Annotated in this window: 14 protein-coding genes; 11 read left to right on the forward strand and 3 right to left on the reverse strand. The window is 64.9% G+C overall.

Features of this window, described 5'->3' with window-relative positions; genetic code table 11:
* Positions 1-58: 58 nt before the first annotated feature.
* Positions 59-1,537 carry a carbon starvation CstA family protein gene (locus PT85_RS06600; protein ID WP_039606227.1) on the reverse strand — a complete coding sequence of 493 codons (1,479 nt, stop codon included), beginning with the start codon at positions 1,535-1,537 and terminating at the stop codon, positions 59-61.
* A 317-nt stretch (positions 1,538-1,854) separates the two neighbouring features.
* Between PT85_RS06600 and PT85_RS06605 the strand changes: the two genes are divergently transcribed.
* The 9 genes from PT85_RS06605 (at position 1,855) to ispD (ending at position 14,477) form a co-directional block, all read left to right on the forward strand.
* Positions 1,855-3,210 (forward strand): 8-oxoguanine deaminase, encoded by a 1,356-nt coding sequence (locus PT85_RS06605; protein ID WP_039606228.1) that lies wholly within the window; start codon positions 1,855-1,857, stop codon positions 3,208-3,210.
* An 83-nt stretch (positions 3,211-3,293) separates the two neighbouring features.
* Positions 3,294-6,821 carry a DNA polymerase III subunit alpha gene (gene dnaE / locus PT85_RS06610; RefSeq protein ID WP_039606229.1) on the forward strand — a complete coding sequence of 1,176 codons (3,528 nt, stop codon included), beginning with the start codon at positions 3,294-3,296 and terminating at the stop codon, positions 6,819-6,821.
* A gap of 102 nt (positions 6,822-6,923) precedes the next feature.
* Positions 6,924-7,874 carry an acetyl-CoA carboxylase carboxyltransferase subunit alpha gene (locus PT85_RS06615; RefSeq protein ID WP_027589205.1) on the forward strand — a complete coding sequence of 317 codons (951 nt, stop codon included), beginning with the start codon at positions 6,924-6,926 and terminating at the stop codon, positions 7,872-7,874.
* 84 nt (positions 7,875-7,958) lie between these two features.
* Entirely contained in the window at positions 7,959-9,275 is a 1,317-nt protein-coding gene (tilS, locus tag PT85_RS06620; protein WP_039606230.1) for a tRNA lysidine(34) synthetase TilS, read from the forward strand.
* A gap of 147 nt (positions 9,276-9,422) precedes the next feature.
* Positions 9,423-11,054, forward strand: coding sequence for a CTP synthase (locus PT85_RS06625; RefSeq protein WP_027589203.1), 1,632 nt, complete (start codon positions 9,423-9,425; stop codon positions 11,052-11,054).
* Positions 11,051-11,896 (forward strand): 3-deoxy-8-phosphooctulonate synthase, encoded by an 846-nt coding sequence (gene kdsA, locus PT85_RS06630; RefSeq protein ID WP_027589202.1) that lies wholly within the window; start codon positions 11,051-11,053, stop codon positions 11,894-11,896. Before PT85_RS06625 ends, kdsA begins: the two co-directional genes overlap by 4 nt.
* Positions 11,897-11,936: 40 nt before the next feature.
* Positions 11,937-13,226: a phosphopyruvate hydratase gene (eno, locus tag PT85_RS06635; RefSeq protein ID WP_027589201.1), complete on the forward strand. Its 1,290-nt coding sequence runs from the start codon at positions 11,937-11,939 to the stop codon at positions 13,224-13,226.
* A gap of 268 nt (positions 13,227-13,494) precedes the next feature.
* Positions 13,495-13,776, forward strand: coding sequence for a cell division protein FtsB (gene ftsB / locus PT85_RS06640; RefSeq protein ID WP_027589200.1), 282 nt, complete (start codon positions 13,495-13,497; stop codon positions 13,774-13,776).
* Entirely contained in the window at positions 13,773-14,477 is a 705-nt protein-coding gene (gene ispD, locus PT85_RS06645) for a 2-C-methyl-D-erythritol 4-phosphate cytidylyltransferase (RefSeq protein ID WP_037008440.1), read from the forward strand. Before ftsB ends, ispD begins: the two co-directional genes overlap by 4 nt.
* A gap of 190 nt (positions 14,478-14,667) precedes the next feature.
* Here the strand turns inward: ispD and PT85_RS06650 are convergent, their stop codons facing one another.
* Complete coding sequence (locus tag PT85_RS06650) at positions 14,668-15,840, reverse strand: baeRF3 domain-containing protein (RefSeq protein ID WP_027589198.1); 1,173 nt, start codon at positions 15,838-15,840, stop codon at positions 14,668-14,670.
* Positions 15,841-15,869: 29 nt separating this feature from the next.
* Positions 15,870-16,181: an HPF/RaiA family ribosome-associated protein gene (locus PT85_RS06655; protein WP_027589197.1), complete on the reverse strand. Its 312-nt coding sequence runs from the start codon at positions 16,179-16,181 to the stop codon at positions 15,870-15,872.
* Between the two features lie 103 nt (positions 16,182-16,284).
* On the opposite strand from PT85_RS06655, the gene PT85_RS06660 reads away from it, so the two are divergent.
* Complete coding sequence (locus tag PT85_RS06660) at positions 16,285-17,400, forward strand: S-(hydroxymethyl)glutathione dehydrogenase/class III alcohol dehydrogenase (protein ID WP_039606231.1); 1,116 nt, start codon at positions 16,285-16,287, stop codon at positions 17,398-17,400.
* Positions 17,401-17,463: 63 nt separating this feature from the next.
* Positions 17,464-18,330 carry an S-formylglutathione hydrolase gene (gene fghA / locus PT85_RS06665; protein ID WP_027589195.1) on the forward strand — a complete coding sequence of 289 codons (867 nt, stop codon included), beginning with the start codon at positions 17,464-17,466 and terminating at the stop codon, positions 18,328-18,330.
* Positions 18,331-18,341 lie beyond the last annotated feature (11 nt).

Here is an 18,341-nt window from a genome sequence, read left to right on the forward strand (position 1 = left end):
ACTCTTTCGAGTGGCCCCGTCTGCCCGGCTAATGCTGCGTAATAGGTGGCGGGTTTAGTTACGCTTCCGGTTCCGCATACGCATTGGCATTGTTTCTATTGTGTTGAATGACCACACCGATGAGGCAGGCCACGGCGATCAGGATGCCAATCGGTTTGGCATAGTGGATTGGCAGGTTAAAACCAATCCCGGCCGTTGCGATATACGAAATGGTCACGGCGGTGCCGATCACGGCGGGGATGCTGACAATCCAGTGGAAGCTGCCCCGATCCAACAGATACTTGGTTGCCAGCCACAGCACGCTGGTGGAGAGCAGCATGTTGGAGAAGGCGAAGTATCGCCAGATCAGCGAGAAGTCCAGGAACGTCATCAGATACGCCACGCCCAGCAGCGGCGCCGACAAAGCCAGGCGGCGCATGGCGGACTGGGGAATGTTGAAGGCGTCGGTGATGGTCAGGCGCAGCGAGCGGAAAGCGGTGTCGCCGGAGGTGATCGGGAAGATGGCCACTGCCAGGATCGCCATCACTCCGCCAAAGATGCCCAGGTAGCTGGTAGCGATATGGTTGACCACAAAGCCCGGCCCGCCCTGGTCGAGCATAGCCTTGAGTTCGACATAGCCGCCGGGGAAGGTGGCGATGCCTGCCGTAGCCCACACGCAGGCGACTATGCCTTCGCACATCATCGCGCCGTAGAACACCGGGCGAGCATATTTTTCATTGGTGAGGCAGCGGGCGATCATCGGCGACTGGGTAGAGTGGAAACCACTGATGGCCCCGCAGGTTATGGTCAGGAACAGCAACGGCCAAATGGGCAGTCCGCTGGGGTTGGGCGTCAGGAAGTCATGCTCATGGTGGCCGTCGAAGTAGGCGAACAGATCGGTGACCTGAGGCAGATGGGGCGCTTCACGCAGCAGCGCCAGAGCAACCAGGCTGGTCATCACGATCATCAGCAAGCCAAACAGCGGATACAGTTTGGCGATGATTTTGTCGATGGGTAGCAAGGTCGCGAAGAAATAATAGGCGAGAATTAACAATACCCAAAATGTATTTCCGGCCAGGAACGTGCCTTCGAAATAGGACAGGTTGCTCAGCAGGCCTGCCGGGCTCATGATGAAAACCACGCCAACGAAGAAAAGCAGCATGCAAGTGAAGACCAGCATGAAGCCTTTGAAGATCACGTTGTAATAGTTGCCGGCAATCTCCGGCAGGCTTTTACCATCTTCCTTGAGGCTCATCACGCCGGAGAAATAGTCATGCACCGCACCGCCAATAACGTTGCCGATGACAATCCAGACCAGCGCGATCGGGCCATACAGGGCGCCCAGGATGGGGCCGAAAATAGGGCCGATACCGGCAATGTTCAAAAACTGAATCAGAAATGCCCGCATGGGGCTGATGGGGACGTAGTCGACGCCGTCATGCAGGCGCTGTTGGGGGGTTATGGCTGTAGGGTCTATGCCCGTTTGTTTTTCAACAAATGGGCTGTAGAACTTGTAGCCGAGTAAAAGTATTGCAAGGCTGGCAAAGAAAATGAGCATTTATGGACCTCGTTTTGTAGGAGTAAGCTCCGCTGGCTGCTCTGCTCTAATGGGAGCTTTTTTGAGGGTAAGCCAATGAGCGCTCTCGCTTATTGAGCATCAGCCTAAAGTCGTAGATATAGAGCGAAAGGGGGCAGATTATTTTTTCGTCTAGGCTGACTCGTGCAGGAATGAGGGAAAAGACACGGCATTTATTTATCGCCCCATTCTTTAAAGCAGAAGATCGCGGGTGACGGCTCGGTTAGCCCCCTCCGGGACCTGATTTTGCCCAGATGGACACCCCCTTGACCCGTCACGCAACACTGGAAACGTCCGCCATGCCCGCCACTCGCCTCTGGATCAAGAACCCCCTCGCCCTGTTCACCGCCAACGAGCAGCGCGCGCCGGGCGGGCTGGTGATTGAAGGCGGGGTGATCGTCGAGCTGCTGGGCGCCGGTCAGGCGCCGGCGCGGCCGGTGGACAGCACCTTCGATGCCCGCGAGCACGTGGTGTTGCCGGGGCTGGTCAATGCCCATCATCACTTCTATCAGACCCTGACCCGCGCCTGGGGGCCGGTGGCCAGTGTGTCGCTGCTCGACTGGCTGATGACGCTCTACCCGGTGTGGGCCGGGCTGACGGCCGAGCAACTGGCACTGGCCAGCCGGGTCGCGCTGGCCGAGCTGTTGCTGTCGGGTTGCACCACCACGGTGGATCAGCATTACCTGTTCCCGGACGGCCTGGAGCAAGCCATCGATATAGAGGTGGAAGCGGTGCGCGAGCTGGGTATGCGCGCCACCCTGTGCCGGGGCTCGATGAACCTGGCCAAGCCCGACGGCGGGCGGCCCTACCGGCGCCTGGAGCAGGACGCCGAGGTGATCCTCGCCGACAGCGCGCGGCTGATCGACCGCTACCACCAGCGCGGCGACGGCGCGCAGATCCAGATCGCCCTGGCGCCCTGTTCGCCGTTCTCGGTCACCCGTGAGCTGATGCGCGACACCGCCGTGCTGGCCGAGGCGCGCGATGTGCGGCTGCACACGCACCTGGGCGAGACGCCGGACGATGCGGCGTACTGCCTGCGGCGCCACAACATGCATGCCGTGGACTACCTGAAGAGCGTCGGCTGGCTGGGGCCGCGCACCTGGCTGGCCCATGGCATCCACTTCAGCCAGGTGGAGATCGACCGCCTCGGCGCCGCCGGCGTCGGTATCTGCCATTGCCCGAGCGCCAACATGCGCCTGGGCAGCGGTATCTGCCGGACCCTGCAGCTGGAGGTCGAAGGGGCGATCATTGGCCTCGGCGTCGATGGCTCGGCCGCCAACGATACCTCCAACCTGATGCTCGAGGCGCGCCAAGCGCTGTACCTGCAGCGTCTGCGCTACGGCGCGGCGGCGATCACGCCGGAGAAGGTGCTCGGCTGGGCGACCCGGGGTTCGGCGCGCCTGCTGGGCCGCACGGATATCGGCGAACTGGCTGTGGGCAAGCAGGCCGACCTGGCGCTGTTCAAGCTCGACGAGCTGCGCTTTTCCGGCAGTCACGACCCGCTGGCGGCGCTGCTGCTGTGCGGCGCCGAGCGGGCCGACCGGGTCATGGTCGGCGGCCGCTGGCGGGTGGTCGATGGGCGGATCGAAGGGCTGGACGTTGCCGCGCTGATCGCCGCGCACAACCAGGCGGCGCGGCAGCTGATTGCCGGTTAGCAGTTGTGGCGCTGCCCACCGCCCCGCCTGCGCGCTTTCCGTTACAATCCCGCCCCTTACCGTCAGCCGTGCCCAGGTCAGCCATGCCCGTTTCGTTCGTCCATCTGCGTCTGCATACCGAGTTCTCGCTGGTCGATGGCCTGGTGCGCGTCAAGCCGCTGGTCAAGGCCGTGGCGGCGGCGGGCATGCCGGCGGTGGCGGTGACCGAAATCAGCAACATGCATTCGCTGGTGCAGTTCTACAAGGCGGCCAATGGCGCGGGCATCAAGCCCATCTGCGGCGCGGACATCTGGCTGGCGAGTCTCGAGGAAGACGGCCCGCTGAGCCGCATGACCCTGCTGGTGATGGATGCCAAGGGCTATCTGAACCTCACCGAGCTGGTCTCCCGCGGCTGGACCGAAGGCCAGCGCAACGGCATGGTGGTGATCGAGCGCGACTGGGTCAAGGAAGCGTCCGAAGGGCTGATCGCCCTGTCTGGCGCCAAGGAAGGGGAGGTTGGCCAAGCGCTGCTGAATGGCGACGAGGCGCTGGCCGAGCGTCTGCTGCGTGAATGGATGGATGCCTTCCCGGAGCGTTTCTACGTCGAGCTGCAGCGCACCAACCGGGTCAACGACGAGGAATACCTGCACGCCGCCGTGCCGCTGGCCGATCGCTGCGGCGCGCCGATCGTGGCCACCAACGATGTGCGCTTCCTCAAGCAGGACGATTTCGCCGCCCACGAAACCCGCGTGTGCATCGGCGAAGGCCGCTCCCTGGACGACCCGCGCCGCCCGCGCCTGTACAGCGACCAGCAGTACCTGAAATCGCCCGAGGAAATGGCCGAGCTGTTCAGCGACCTGCCGGACGCTATCGAGAACACGGTGGAAATCGCCCGGCGCTGCAACATCGAAGTGAAGCTGGGCAAGCACTTCCTGCCGGATTTCCCCACCCCCAACGGCATGAACATCGACGACTACCTGCGCCATGCCTCCTACGAGGGGCTGGAAGAGCGTCTGGCGGTGCTTTGGCCGAAGGACACCACGCCCAACTATGAGGAAGTGCGCCAGCGCTACGTGGATCGCCTGGAGTTCGAGCTCAACACCATCATCCAGATGGGCTTCCCCGGCTACTTCCTGATCGTGATGGACTTCATCCAGTGGGCCAAGAACAACGGCGTGCCGGTGGGGCCGGGGCGGGGCTCGGGTGCGGGCTCGCTGGTCGCCTATGTGCTGAAGATCACTGACCTCGATCCGCTGGCCTACGACCTGCTGTTCGAACGCTTCCTGAACCCCGAGCGGGTGTCCATGCCCGACTTCGACGTCGACTTCTGCATGGACGGCCGCGACCGGGTGATCGAGTACGTGGCCGACAAGTACGGCCGCAACGCGGTGAGCCAGATCGTCACCTTTGGCACCATGGCCGCCAAGGCGGTGGTGCGCGACGTGGCGCGCGCCCAGGGCAAGTCCTACGGCCTGGCCGACAAGCTGTCGAAGATGATCCCCTTCGAAGTGGGCATGACCCTGGAGAAGGCCTTCGAGATGGAGGAGCCGCTGCGCGAGTTCCTCAAGAACGACGAGGAAGCCCAGGAAATCTGGGACATGTCCCTCAAGCTGGAAGGCATCACCCGCGGCACCGGCAAGCACGCCGGCGGCGTGGTAATCGCACCGACCAAGCTCACCGATTTCTCCGCCGTACTGTGCGACGAGGACGGCAACGGTCTGGTGACCCAGTTCGACAAGGACGACGTGGAGCAGGCCGGCCTGGTGAAGTTCGACTTCCTCGGCCTGCGCACGCTGACCATCATCAAGTGGGCGCTGGAGACCATCCACCGCGAGCAGCGCCGTCGCGGCGAGACCGAGCTGGTCGACATCGACCGCATTCCGCTGGATGACAAGAAAACCTACGACATGCTGCAGAAGGCCGAGACCACGGCCGTGTTCCAGTTGGAATCGCGCGGCATGAAGGAGCTGATCAAGAAGCTCAAGCCCGACTGCCTGGAAGACATGATCGCCCTGGTGGCGCTGTTCCGCCCCGGCCCGCTGCAGTCGGGCATGGTGGACGACTTCATCAACCGCAAGCACGGCCGCGCGCCGCTCTCCTACCCGCACCCCGACTACCAGTACGCGGGTCTCGAGCCGGTGCTCAAGCCCACCTACGGCATCATCCTGTACCAGGAACAGGTGATGCAGATCGCCCAGGTGATGGCCGGCTACACCCTCGGCGGCGCCGACATGCTGCGCCGCGCCATGGGCAAGAAGAAGCCCGAGGAAATGGCCAAGCAGCGCGGCGGCTTCATCGAGGGCTGCGCGAACAACGGCATCGATGCGGAGCTGGCGGGCAACATCTTCGACCTGGTGGAAAAATTCGCCGGCTACGGTTTCAACAAGTCCCACTCGGCCGCCTATGGTCTGGTTTCCTACCAGACCGCCTGGCTGAAGGCGCATTACCCGGCGCCGTTCATGGCGGCGGTGCTCTCGGCGGACATGCACAACACCGACAAGGTGGTGATCCTCATCGAAGAGTGCCGCAGCATGAAGCTGCGCCTCGATGCGCCAGACGTGAACACCTCGGAGTTCAAGTTCACCGTCAACGAGGATGGCCGCATCGTCTACGGCCTGGGCGCCATCAAGGGCGTTGGCGAGGGGCCGGTGGAGGCCATCGTCGAATGCCGCGCCGAGGGAGGGCCGTTTAAGGACCTGTTCGACTTCTGCAGCCGCGTCGACCTCAAGCGCATCAACAAGCGCACCCTGGAGGCGCTGATCCGCTCCGGCGCGCTGGATCGCCTCGGTCCCTACTATCAAGACGAGCCGAAGGCCTACCAGGCCAGCGTGGACCTCAATCGCGCGGTGCTGCTGGCCGCCATGGAGGAAGCCGTGCAGGCTGCCGAGCAGACCGCGCGCAGCGAGCAGAGCGGCCACATGGACCTGTTCGGCGGCCTGTTCGCCGAGCCGGAGGCGGACGTGTACGCCAACCACCGCAAGGTGCGCGAGCTGTCGATCAAGGAACGCCTGCGCGGCGAGAAAGAAACCCTCGGCCTGTATCTGACCGGCCACCCCATCGACGAGTACGAGAAGGAAGTGCGGCGTTTCGCCCGCCAGCGCATCGTCGATCTCAAGCCGTCGCGCGAGCTGCAGACCATCGCCGGGCTGATCGTCAACCTGCGGGTGATGAAGAACAAGAAGGGCGACAAGATGGGCTTCATCACCCTGGATGACCGCTCTGGGCGCATCGAGGCTTCGTTGTTCGCCGACGCCTTCGCCAGCAACCAGGCGCTGCTGCAGAATGACGCGCTGGTGGTGGTGGAAGGCGAGGTCAGCCACGACGATTTCTCCGGCGGCCTGCGCCTGCGCGCCAAGCGCGTGCTGAGCCTGGAAAGCGCGCGCACCGCGCTGGCCGAGAGCCTGCGCCTGAAGGTCGATCATCAGATGCTGCAGGGCGAGCGCCTGCGCTGGATGGCTGATCTGTTCAAGCGCCATCGGGGCGCCTGTCCGCTGACCCTGGACTATACCGGTAGCGAGGCACGCGCCCAGTTGCAGTTCGGGGAGGCCTGGCAGGTGGACCCGACCGACAACCTGATTCAGGCGTTGCGTGACCAGTTCGGACGCGACAACGTCTTCCTGCACTACCGCTAGCGGGAATGACCGCCAGCTCGACCACGGGAGCCCCGAATCTTCGAGGTGGGCTCCTCCCGGAACAGCCGCCCGGCCCCTGGCCGCGAAACAAGACGGATGACTATGAACCCGAACTTTCTGGATTTCGAACAGCCGATTGCCGACCTGCAGGCCAAGATCGAGGAGCTGCGCCTGGTGGGCAACGACAATTCGCTGAACATCGGCGAAGAGATCGGTCGTCTGCAGGAGAAGAGCCTGTCGCTGACCGCCAGCATCTTCAGCAACCTGACCAGCTGGCAGATCGCCCAACTGGCCCGTCATCCCAAGCGTCCCTACACCCTGGATTACATCAGCCACATCTTCAGCGAGTTTGAAGAGCTGCATGGTGACCGGCACTTTTCCGATGACGCCGCCATCGTCGGTGGTGTGGCGCGCCTGGGCGAGCGCCCGGTGATGATCATCGGCCACCAGAAGGGCCGCGACGTGCGCGAGAAGGTGCGCCGCAACTTCGGCATGCCGCGTCCGGAAGGCTACCGCAAGGCCTGCCGTCTGATGGAAATGGCCGAGCGCTTCAAGATGCCGATCCTCACCTTCATCGATACCCCCGGCGCCTATCCGGGCATCGATGCCGAGGAGCGCAACCAGAGCGAGGCCATCGCCTGGAACCTGCGCGTGATGGCGCGCCTGAAGACGCCGATCATCGCCACCGTCATCGGCGAGGGTGGTTCGGGTGGCGCGCTGGCCATCGGCGTGTGCGACCAGCTGAACATGCTGCAGTACTCCACCTACTCGGTCATCTCGCCCGAAGGCTGCGCCTCGATCCTGTGGCGCACCGCCGAGAAGGCGCCGGAAGCCGCCGAGGCCATGGGCATCACCGCCGAGCGCCTGCGCGAGCTGGGCATCGTCGACGAGATCATCAAGGAGCCGCTGGGCGGCGCCCACCGCGATCCGGGCAGCATGGCCGCCAGCCTGCGCGACAAGCTGAATGCTCAGCTGGATATGCTGCAAGGCCTGGAAACCGACGCCCTGCTGGCGCGTCGCTACGAGCGCCTGATGAGCTACGGCGTGGCCTGATCGGTCCGTCCGCGCTGCTGCACCTCGGAGCCGACGTCAGTCGGCTCCTTGCTTTTCGGGGTCTGGCCCCGCTAGCCTCCCGCCATGACCCTCCCTGATCGACTTCTCCATGCCCTCTCGCCCTGGTGCGACGCGGCTGCCTGGCGCGTGGCCTTTTCCGGTGGGCTGGATTCAACGGTACTCCTGCATCTGCTCGCCGAGCTGCGCGAGCGCGAAACCCTTCCGCCGCTTTCCGCCATCCATGTCGCCCATGGCCTGCAGGCCGCCGCCGAACCCTGGCCGGCGCATTGCCGCGCGGTGTGTGAGCGGCTGGGCATCGCACTGCAGGTTGTCCGGGTCGAGGTGGATCGCAATGCCGCCAGCCTGGAACAGGCGGCGCGCGAGGCGCGCTATGCCGCGTTCGCCGCGGCGCTGCGGCCCGGCGATGTGCTGCTCACCGCCCAGCATCGCGACGACCAGGCCGAGACGCTGCTGTTTCGCCTGTTGCGCGGCGCCGGCGTGCGTGGCTTGGGCGGCATGCCGGTGAGTCGTCCGCTGGGGGCGGGGAGCCTGGTCCGGCCGCTGTTGGCGGTGTCGCGCGCCGAGCTTGAAGGTTGGGCGAGACACCACGGTCTGCAGTGGGTGGAAGACCCTTCGAACACCGATACCCGCTTCGCCCGCAATTTTCTGCGCCAGCAGGTCATGCCGCTGCTGGCGGGCTACTGGCCTCAGGTGGCGGGCAATCTGGCGCGCACGGCCGCGCACCTGCGCGAGGCGGATGCCCTGCTGGGCGAGCTGGCCGACCAGGACCTGGTCGCGGCGAGCGAACCGTCGCCCTGGCCCTGGCTGAGCCTGCCTTCATTGCGCCTGGGACCGCTGCAGATGCTGTCCGAAGCACGTCAGCGCAACGCGCTGCGTCACTGGCTGGCGCCGCTGACGCGGCTGCCGGACAGCGAGCATTGGGCGGGCTGGGCCTGCCTGCGCGACGCCGTCGACGATCGTGCGCCGGTCTGGCGTCTGCAGGGCGGCGAGCTGCGTCGCGCCGCCGGCCGGCTCTGGTGGCTGTCGGGCCCCTGGCTGAACAGCGTTCATCTGAAGGCCGGCTTTGCGGGAGGGCAGATCGATCTGCCGGGCAATGGCCTGGCGCGCTGGCAGGGCCGCCTGCCTTCGGGGGAGCTGCGGCTGGCCTACCGGCAAGGCGGCGAGCGGATGACGCTGGCGGCGCGCGGCACGCGTGACCTGAAACGGCTGCTCAACGAGAGCGGGCTGCCGCCGTTCGTGCGCGACCGTTTGCCACTGCTGCTGCGCGGCGACGAGCTGTTGGCGGTGGCCAACCTGCCCGCGCTATGCACCTCGGAAGTGCGAGGTCGCCTGCATTGGGAATGCCCGAAGGCCAACCTCGGGTTTGAGCTGACCGGTTGATTCCGGTAGACTGCGCTCCCGTCTTATTACAGCTTCTGCGGCTTCCTCCGGAACCCGTGGTAGCTGGCTATTGTCGCATTGCGCAATCGCTCCTTCGCTTACCCCGCGGCGCCGGCCGCTTACTAACGCAGACTTCTAGGGTTTTTCATGACGCGCTACATCTTCGTCACGGGTGGTGTTGTTTCTTCATTGGGGAAAGGCATCGCCTCGGCTTCATTGGCGGCCATCCTGGAGGCGCGGGGCCTGAAGGTCACCATGCTGAAGCTGGACCCCTACATCAACGTGGACCCGGGCACCATGAGCCCGTTCCAGCACGGTGAGGTCTTCGTCACCCACGACGGCGCCGAAACCGACCTGGACCTGGGCCACTACGAGCGCTTCATCCGCACCCGGATGACCCAGAACAACAACTTCACCACCGGCCGCGTCTACGCCGACGTGCTGCGCAAGGAGCGCCGGGGTGACTATCTGGGCGCCACCATCCAGGTGATTCCGCACATCACCGACGAGATCAAGCGCCGGGTGATCAAGGGCGCCGGCGACGCCGACGTGGCCCTGGTGGAAATCGGCGGCACAGTGGGTGACATCGAATCCCAGCCGTTCCTGGAAGCGATCCGCCAGTTGCGCGTGGAAGTGGGCGCCAAGCGCGCCATGCTGATGCACCTGACCCTGGTGCCGTACATCGCCACCGCCGGCGAGACCAAGACCAAGCCGACCCAGCATTCCGTCAAGGAGCTGCGCTCCATTGGCCTGCAGCCGGACGTGCTTGTCTGCCGCTCCGAACAGCCCATCGACGTCTCCTCGCGCCGCAAGATCGCCCTGTTCACCAACGTGGAAGAGCGCGCGGTGATCAGCCTGCCGGACGCCGACACCATCTATCGCATCCCCGGCATCCTGCATGCCCAGGGCCTGGACGACTACGTGCTCGAGCGCTTCGGTCTGGAGTGCGACAGCGCCGACCTGTCCGAATGGGAGCGCGTGGTCGACGCCAAGCTGCATCCGGAGAAGGACGTCACCATCGCCATGGTCGGCAAGTACATGGAGCTGCTGGACGCCTACAAGTCGCTGATCGAGGCGCTGAACCACGCCGGCATCCAGAGCCGCACCAAGGTCAATCTGCGCTACATCGATTCCGAAGACATCGAGAACCAAGGCACCGGCCTGCTGGAAGGCGTCGACGCCATCCTGGTTCCTGGTGGCTTCGGTCTGCGCGGCGTGGAAGGCAAGATCAAGACCGTGCAGTACGCCCGCGAAAACAAGATCCCCTACCTGGGTATCTGCCTGGGCATGCAGGTGGCGGTCATCGAATACGCCCGCAACGTGCTGGGCTGGAGCGACGCCAACTCCACCGAATTCGACAAGTCCAGCCAGCACCCGGTGGTCGGCCTGATCACCGAATGGCAGGACGCGACCGGCGCCGTGGAAACCCGTACCGACGCCTCCGATCTGGGCGGCACCATGCGCCTGGGCGCGCAGGAATGCCGTCTGGAAGCCGGCTCGAAGGTGGCCCAGGCCTATGGCGCCGAGGTGATCGAAGAGCGTCACCGCCACCGCTACGAAGTGAACAACAACCTGCTGCCGCAGCTGACCCAGGCCGGCCTTAAGGTCTCCGGCCGCTCGATGGACGGCGCGCTGGTCGAAGTGGTGGAAGCACCGAACCATCCGTGGTTCGTGGCCTGCCAGTTCCACCCGGAATTCACCTCCACCCCGCGTGACGGCCACCCGCTGTTCAGTGGCTTCGTCAACGCCGCGCTGGAATACAAGGCGAACAAGGCATGACCCAGAAGATCATCCGCGTCGGTAACATCGAGATCGCCAACGACAAGCCGTTCGTGCTGTTCGGCGGCATCAACGTGCTGGAGTCCCGCGACCTGGCGATGCAGGCCTGCGAGGAGTACGTGCGGGTGACCGAGAAGCTCGGCATTCCCTACGTGTTCAAGGCCAGCTTCGACAAGGCCAACCGCTCCTCGATCACCTCCTTCCGCGGCCCGGGCCTGGAAGAGGGCATGAAGATCTTCGAGGAAGTGAAGAAGACCTTCGGCGTGCCGGTACTCACCGATGTGCACGAACCCTACCAAGCCGCCCCGGTGGCCGAGGTGTGCGACATCATCCAGCTGCCGGCCTTCCTGTCGCGCCAGACCGACCTGGTGGTGGCCATGGCCAAGACCGGCGCGGTGATCAATATCAAGAAGGCCCAGTTCCTCGCCCCGCAGGAGATGAAGCACATCCTGCGCAAGTGCGAGGAGGCCGGTAACGATCAGCTGATCCTCTGCGAGCGCGGCTCCAGCTTCGGCTATAACAACCTGGTCGTGGACATGCTCGGCTTCGGCATCATGAAGCAGTTCGAGTACCCGGTGTTCTTCGACGTGACCCACGCGCTGCAAATGCCGGGTGGTCGTGCCGACTCCGCCGGCGGCCGCCGCGCCCAGGTCACCGACCTGGCCAAGGCCGGTCTGTCGCAAGGCCTGGCCGGCCTGTTCCTGGAAGCCCATCCGGACCCGGACAACGCCAAGTGCGACGGTCCCTGTGCTCTGCGCCTGAACAAGCTGGAAGCCTTCCTCACCCAGCTCAAGCAGCTGGACGACCTGATCAAGCAATTCCCCGCTATCGAGACCGCTTGAGGCGCTCGCCCAAGCCCCTTTCACTGGAGTGTTAGCAAGCATGGCAAAAATCGTCGACATCAAGGGCCGCGAAGTCCTGGACTCCCGCGGTAACCCGACCGTGGAAGCCGACGTGATTCTCGACAATGGTATCGTGGGCAGCGCGTGCGCCCCGTCCGGCGCCTCCACCGGTTCGCGCGAAGCGCTCGAGCTGCGCGATGGCGACAAGAGCCGTTACTTGGGCAAGGGCGTGCTGAAGGCCGTGGCCAACGTCAATGGGCCGATCCGTGACCTGCTGCTGGGCAAGGACCCGGCCGACCAGAAGGCCCTGGACCGCGCAATGATCGAGCTGGACGGTACCGAGAACAAGGCCAAGCTGGGCGCCAACGCCATCCTGGCGGTCTCCCTGGCCGCCGCCAAGGCCGCTGCCAAGGCCAAGGGCATTCCGCTGTACGCGCATATCGCCGACCTGAACGGCACCCCCGGCGTCTATTCCATGCCGGTGCCGATGATGAACATCATCAACGGCGGCGAGCATGCCGACAACAACGTCGACATCCAGGAATTCATGGTCCAGCCGGTAGGCGCCAAGACCTTCGCCGACGCGCTGCGCATGGGCGCCGAGATCTTCCATCACCTGAAAGCCGTGCTGAAGGCCCGTGGCCTGAACACCGCCGTCGGCGACGAAGGTGGCTTTGCGCCGAACCTGGCCTCCAACGAAGATGCCCTGGCCGCCATCGCCGAAGCCGTGGCCAACGCCGGCTACAAGCTGGGCACCGACATCACCCTGGCCCTGGACTGCGCGTCGTCCGAGTTCTACAAGGATGGCCAGTACGACCTGGCCGGTGAAGGCAAGGTGTTCAGCGCCGAAGGCTTCGCCGACTACCTGGCCGGCCTGACCCAGCGCTACCCGATCATCTCCATCGAAGACGGCATGGACGAATCCGACTGGGCCGGCTGGAAGGTGCTGACCGACAAGATCGGCGCCAAGGTGCAACTGGTCGGCGACGACCTGTTCGTCACCAACACCAAGATCCTCAAGCGCGGCATCGAAGAGAAGATCGGCAACTCGATCCTGATCAAGTTCAACCAGATCGGCTCGCTGACCGAGACCCTGGAAGCCATCCAGATGGCCAAGGCCGCCGGCTTCACCGCGGTGATCTCGCACCGTTCCGGTGAGACCGAGGACAGCACCATCGCCGACCTGGCCGTGGGCACTGCCGCCGGTCAGATCAAGACCGGTTCCCTGTGCCGTTCCGACCGTGTGTCCAAGTACAACCAGCTGCTGCGTATCGAAGAGCAGTTGGGCGGCAAGGCTCCGTACAAGGGCCGCGCCGAGTTCCGTGGCTGATCGCCGACGGTGAAAAAGGGCAGCGCAGGCTGCCCTTTTTGTATGTGTGGGCGTGGATCTTTGTAGGAGCGGCTTCAGCCGCGATGCTTTGTGCGAGGTCTAGCCTGGCCGGCCGCGCCTAGCCGGTCGCCCCTAGCCGGTCGCCCCAAAAGCTCGCGACTGAAGTCGCTCCTACAGGTCTTTGCCGGTCGCCGCTTTTGTGGGGGCGGGCCTAGCCGTCCGGGCATGCACGCATTACCTTAGCCCCTCACTCTGGCTGGGCCGATTCATGTTGAGACCTTTCTACCTGCTTTTTGCTGTACTGCTTCTGCTGCTGGCCGGCCTGCAGTACCGCTTGTGGCTGGGCGATGGCGGCGTGGCGCAGATTCGCGACATGAACCGGCAGATCGAGGCCCAGCGCAGCGAGAACGCCCGCCTGCTGGAACGCAATCGCATCCTCGAAGCCGAGGTCAGGGAGCTCAAGCAGGGCATGGAAACCGTGGAAGAGCGGGCGCGACATGAACTGGGCATGGTCAAAGAGGGCGAAACCCTCTTTCAGTTGACGGAATGATGTCTGACTCCCTGCCGGCCTTCTGGGCCGTGATTCCCGCCGCCGGCATCGGCAGCCGCATGCGCGCCGACCGTCCCAAGCAATACCTGGCGCTGGCCGGCCGCACGATCCTCGAACATACCCTGGCCTGCTTTCTCGACCATCCCGGCCTCAAGGGTGTGGTGGTCAGCCTGGCCGAGGATGATCCGTTCTGGCCGCAGCTGTCCTGCGCCCGGGATCTGCGCATTCACCGCGCGCCGGGCGGCAGCGAGCGCGCTGATTCGGTGTTCAATGCCCTGCTTCGGCTGGTCGAGCTGGGCGCCGGGGAGGACGACTGGGTGCTGGTGCATGACGCCGCGCGGCCCAACCTGGCGCGCAGCGACCTGGACAACCTGTTGGCGGTGTTGGCCGACGACCCGGTGGGCGGCCTGCTGGCGGTACCCGCGCGCGACACGCTCAAGCGCGCCGGCCCGGACGGGCGGGTGCGGGAAACCGTCGACCGCTCGGTGATCTGGCAGGCCTACACGCCGCAGATGTTCCGCCTGGCGCCGCTGCAGCACGCACTGGCCGATGCCCGGGTGGCTGGTGTCGCAGTCACCGACGAGGCTTCGGCCATGGAATGGGCCGGACTGGCGCCGCGCCTGGTGGAAGGGCGCGCCGACAACCTCAAGGTCACCCGCCCCGAAGACCTGCAGTGGCTGGCCCAGCGCTGGGGCCGATGAGGCGAGCGTAGGGCGCTCGGCGCTGTTCCGACCGCCGGCACGGCGTTGGCACCAGGGTGGCCAACGCGACATGGCCAGCCCCGTAGGGTGGGTAACTCGCGCAGCGATTACCCACCGAAAGGTGCAGGCCGGTGGTGGACAAGCAAAGCATTGTCCACCCTACGCCAGCGACATCGGCCGTGTGCGGTGGCTAATACCGGTAGATCGCCGCCGCCCCGCTGCGGGTCGGCATGCGTTCCTGCGGCACCACCACGACCTCACCCCCCTGTTGGATCGTCCAGCTGGCCAGTTCCTCCAGCAGGTCCGCGCAGTTGCTTTGCTCGCTGTCCACCTCCAGCGCCTGGCCGGCGCTCTGGTCGGCATGGCCGGGGATCTTGCGATCGGCTTCCACCAGCAGGGTGGATACCCGCCCTTCACGGGTGGCTTGGGCGATCAGGTTGAGCTGGTCGCTGGACTGCCCCCGGTTGGCCAATGCCTGGAACTGCCCCACCAAGCCCTCCAGGCGCTTCAGGTAGCGCGGCTGCATCACCTGCCAGCTCTTGTCCCGCAATTGCTGGTCATTGAGCAGGCCGGGGTCCAGCGGTATGCCTTCCGGCAGTAGGAACTCGTTGCGGCTGAGCGCGCGGAACATCGCCTGGTTATCCGGTAGCGCGGCCAGCAGCAGTGGCAGCTCGGTGGGGCGGCTGTGATGTTCCAGGATGGCCTTGTCCAACAGGCGGAAGAAGCGCTCGCGATCGCTGTTGATCTCGTCCTGCTTGCCGGAACCGCCGCTTTCGGCGTGCATCGAGCCGGCTCGCTCGCTGGCGCGACCGTAACCCTGGGGCAGTCCGCTCTGGCCTTTCTCGGTCAGCTCGCTGCCCAGCGCCGCTTCCAGCGTTTCCGGGACGCCTTCGGCCAGCGGTACGCGGCTGATGCCATCGCGGTTGCCTTCATACAGGCGCACCCGCTCCAGGGTCAGGCAGAGGATCTGGTAGCGGTCGGCCGATTGCACGATGCGCACCAGTGGGCGAATGCTGGGGCGATCATTGACCACCGCCAGTTCGGGAACGCGGCGTTGCAGGTGAAACACCTGGAAATGACCGGGTGCACTGAAGGCGGCCAGTCCGTCCAGACTGTGGTTCCAGAATTCCTGGGCCTGGGCCAGGGTGCGCAAGGGCTTGAGCAGATCCTCGATGAGCGGTTCGCTGACATCCTTGCGCTCGCGCAGCATGCTCTCCAACTGGCGGATCAGGGCCTTGAAGCGGATCGGGTCCTGTTCCCGTTCGGGGAAGGTGCGGTGGGTCGGCTGGTAGAGGGAAAGGCAGGGGGTGGCGCTTTCGGTCAGCAATTGGCGAAGGGATTCGCGGGTGAGCAACGCAGCCATGACGCATCTCCTTTGAGGTCAAGAAAGATTCACAGTTGATGCTTGCCGATCAGATGGTCCAGCGCGTTGCCCAGCTTGGTGGTGGCCCCCGTGATGGCCAGTTCGAGGGAGTCGGCCTTGTGGGTCACCGACAACGGATCATGATTCTTCAGTCGTGCCTCGATCTGGCAGCGCTTGTCCTGGGCGCCGCCCTTGCCGCCGTTCTCGTCGTGCAGATGCACCTGCAGGCGGGTCAGGTAGTTGTCGAAGCGGTTCAGCGTGCTTTCCAGCGAAGCGCGCACGCGGTCCTCCAGACCCTGGCTGACGTCGATGCTGTGGTTGCTGTGAACCTGAATGAGCATGGGGGTCTCCTTTCATGTTCAGCGGGCCGAAGAGCCAGGTTTCCCCGGGGCGTCTCGGAAGGCTGATATGCTCTAACGCCATAAACGCCTCTGGAGCATGCTCATGACCATCCGCTCACGCGCCGCGGTTGCCTTCGCCGCCAATCAGCCCCTGCAGATCGTTGAAGTGGATGTGGAGCCACCCCGCGCCGGCGAAGTGCTGGTGCGCATCGTCGCCACCGGGGTCTGCCACACCGATGCCTACACGCTTTCGGGGCAGGACTCCGAAGGCGTGTTCCCCTGCATTCTAGGTCACGAAGGGGGAGGCATCGTGGAAGCGGTGGGCGAGGGTGTCACCTCGGTGGCAGTCGGTGATCATGTGATTCCGCTCTATACCGCCGAATGCGGGGCTTGCAAGTTCTGCACGTCCGGCAAGACCAATCTGTGCAGCGCGGTGCGCGAGACGCAAGGCAAGGGCCTGATGCCCGATGGCACCACGCGTTTCAGCTACCAGGGCCAGCCGGTCTACCACTACATGGGCTGCTCGACCTTCTCGGAGTACACCGTGCTACCCGAGGTCTCGGTGGCGAAGATCCCCAAGGAAGCCCCCCTGGAAAAGGTCTGCCTACTGGGCTGTGGCGTGACCACCGGTATTGGCGCGGTGCTCAACACCGCCAAGGTCGAGGAGGGTTCCACGGTGGCCATCTTCGGGCTGGGCGGCATCGGCCTGGCGGCGATCATCGGCGCCAAGATGGCCAAGGCCAGCCGCATCATCGCCATCGACATCAACCCCGCCAAGTTCGCCATCGCCCGCGAGCTGGGCGCCACCGACTGCGTCAATCCCCAGGACTACGACAAGCCGATCCAGAACGTGGTGGTCGAGATGACCGACGGTGGTGTCGACTACAGCTTCGAATGTGTCGGCAATGTGCAGCTGATGCGCGCCGCGCTGGAGTGCTGCCACAAGGGCTGGGGGGAGTCCACCATCATCGGCGTGGCCCCGGCGGGCGCGGAAATCAGCACCCGTCCGTTCCAGCTGGTCACTGGCCGGGTCTGGCGCGGTTCGGCGTTCGGCGGCGTCAAGGGCCGTACCGAACTGCCCGGCTATGTGGAAAAGGCGCAGCGCGGCGAGATCCCGCTGGACACCTTCATTACCCACAACCTGCCGCTGGACAAGATCAATGAGGCTTTCGAGCTGATGCACGAAGGCAAGAGCATTCGTACCGTCATTCACTTCTGATTCGTGGGCGTGGAGCCGTCGCCGCCAGGCGCCGCCTCCACCTCGACTGCACGAGGCATCGGCATGACCCTTGAACTCCTTTCCAGCAACAAGTGCTTCGGTGGCTGGAACAAGCGATACCGCCATCGTTCCCGCACCCTCGACTGCGAGATGGTATTCGGCATCTACCTGCCGCCCCAGGCCGTGCGGGGTGCGAAGTTGCCGGTGGTGTACTGGCTGTCCGGCCTGACCTGCACGGACGAGAACTTCATGCACAAGGCCGGTGCGCAGCGGCTGGCGGCGGAGCTCGGCCTGGTGCTGGTGACGCCCGACACCAGCCCGCGCGGCCCCGGTGTGCCCGATGATCCGGAGGGCGCCTGGGACTTCGGCCTGGGTGCCGGCTTCTATGTGGATGCGACCCAACACCCCTGGGCTCAGCATTACCGCATGCACGACTACGTGGTGCGGGAGCTGCCCGCGCTGATCGAGGCCGAGTTCCCGGTATCGGAGCTGCGCGCCATCAGTGGCCACTCCATGGGCGGTCATGGTGCGATGGTCTGTGCGCTGCGCAACCCCGGACGCTACCGCTCGGTCTCGGCCTTTGCGCCCATTGGCAATCCGATCAGCAGCCCCTGGGGGGAGAAGGCCTTCACCCACCTGCTGGGAGACGATCACGCAACCTGGAAGCCCTGGGATGCCTGCGCGCTGATCGCCGCCACCCGCGGCAAGGACTGCGAGCGTCTGCCCATTCTGGTGGACCAGGGGGAGGATGACGAATTTGTTGATCTGCAGCTCAAGCCCGAGGTGCTCAGGGCCAGCGCCGAGACCAGCGGCTACCCCCTGACGCTGCGTCGCCAGCCCGGTTACGACCACAGTTATTACTTCGTGGCCAGTTTCATCGAGGATCACCTGCGCTATCACGCCCAACACCTGGCGCAGCCGAGCGCCTGATAGCCGAGTCG

Origin of the sequence: Pseudomonas flexibilis (genome assembly GCF_000806415.1) — a bacterium.
GTDB lineage: Bacteria > Pseudomonadota > Gammaproteobacteria > Pseudomonadales > Pseudomonadaceae > Serpens > Serpens flexibilis.

What these genes read in the sequence shown, in the direction of transcription:
- ispD (WP_037008440.1), top strand. Translation starts at nt 13,773, where the DNA reads ATGATGTCTGACTCCCTGCCGGCCTTCTGGGCCGTGATTCCCGCCGCC.
- tilS (WP_039606230.1), top strand. Translation starts at nt 7,959, where the DNA reads ATGACCCTCCCTGATCGACTTCTCCATGCCCTCTCGCCCTGGTGCGAC.
- PT85_RS06655 (WP_027589197.1), bottom strand. Translation starts at nt 16,181, where the DNA reads ATGCTCATTCAGGTTCACAGCAACCACAGCATCGACGTCAGCCAGGGT.
- kdsA (WP_027589202.1), top strand. Translation starts at nt 11,051, where the DNA reads ATGACCCAGAAGATCATCCGCGTCGGTAACATCGAGATCGCCAACGAC.
- PT85_RS06625 (WP_027589203.1), top strand. Translation starts at nt 9,423, where the DNA reads ATGACGCGCTACATCTTCGTCACGGGTGGTGTTGTTTCTTCATTGGGG.
- ftsB (WP_027589200.1), top strand. Translation starts at nt 13,495, where the DNA reads ATGTTGAGACCTTTCTACCTGCTTTTTGCTGTACTGCTTCTGCTGCTG.
- PT85_RS06615 (WP_027589205.1), top strand. Translation starts at nt 6,924, where the DNA reads ATGAACCCGAACTTTCTGGATTTCGAACAGCCGATTGCCGACCTGCAG.
- PT85_RS06650 (WP_027589198.1), bottom strand. Translation starts at nt 15,840, where the DNA reads ATGGCTGCGTTGCTCACCCGCGAATCCCTTCGCCAATTGCTGACCGAA.
- fghA (WP_027589195.1), top strand. Translation starts at nt 17,464, where the DNA reads ATGACCCTTGAACTCCTTTCCAGCAACAAGTGCTTCGGTGGCTGGAAC.
- eno (WP_027589201.1), top strand. Translation starts at nt 11,937, where the DNA reads ATGGCAAAAATCGTCGACATCAAGGGCCGCGAAGTCCTGGACTCCCGC.
- PT85_RS06600 (WP_039606227.1), bottom strand. Translation starts at nt 1,537, where the DNA reads ATGCTCATTTTCTTTGCCAGCCTTGCAATACTTTTACTCGGCTACAAG.
- PT85_RS06660 (WP_039606231.1), top strand. Translation starts at nt 16,285, where the DNA reads ATGACCATCCGCTCACGCGCCGCGGTTGCCTTCGCCGCCAATCAGCCC.
- PT85_RS06605 (WP_039606228.1), top strand. Translation starts at nt 1,855, where the DNA reads ATGCCCGCCACTCGCCTCTGGATCAAGAACCCCCTCGCCCTGTTCACC.
- dnaE (WP_039606229.1), top strand. Translation starts at nt 3,294, where the DNA reads ATGCCCGTTTCGTTCGTCCATCTGCGTCTGCATACCGAGTTCTCGCTG.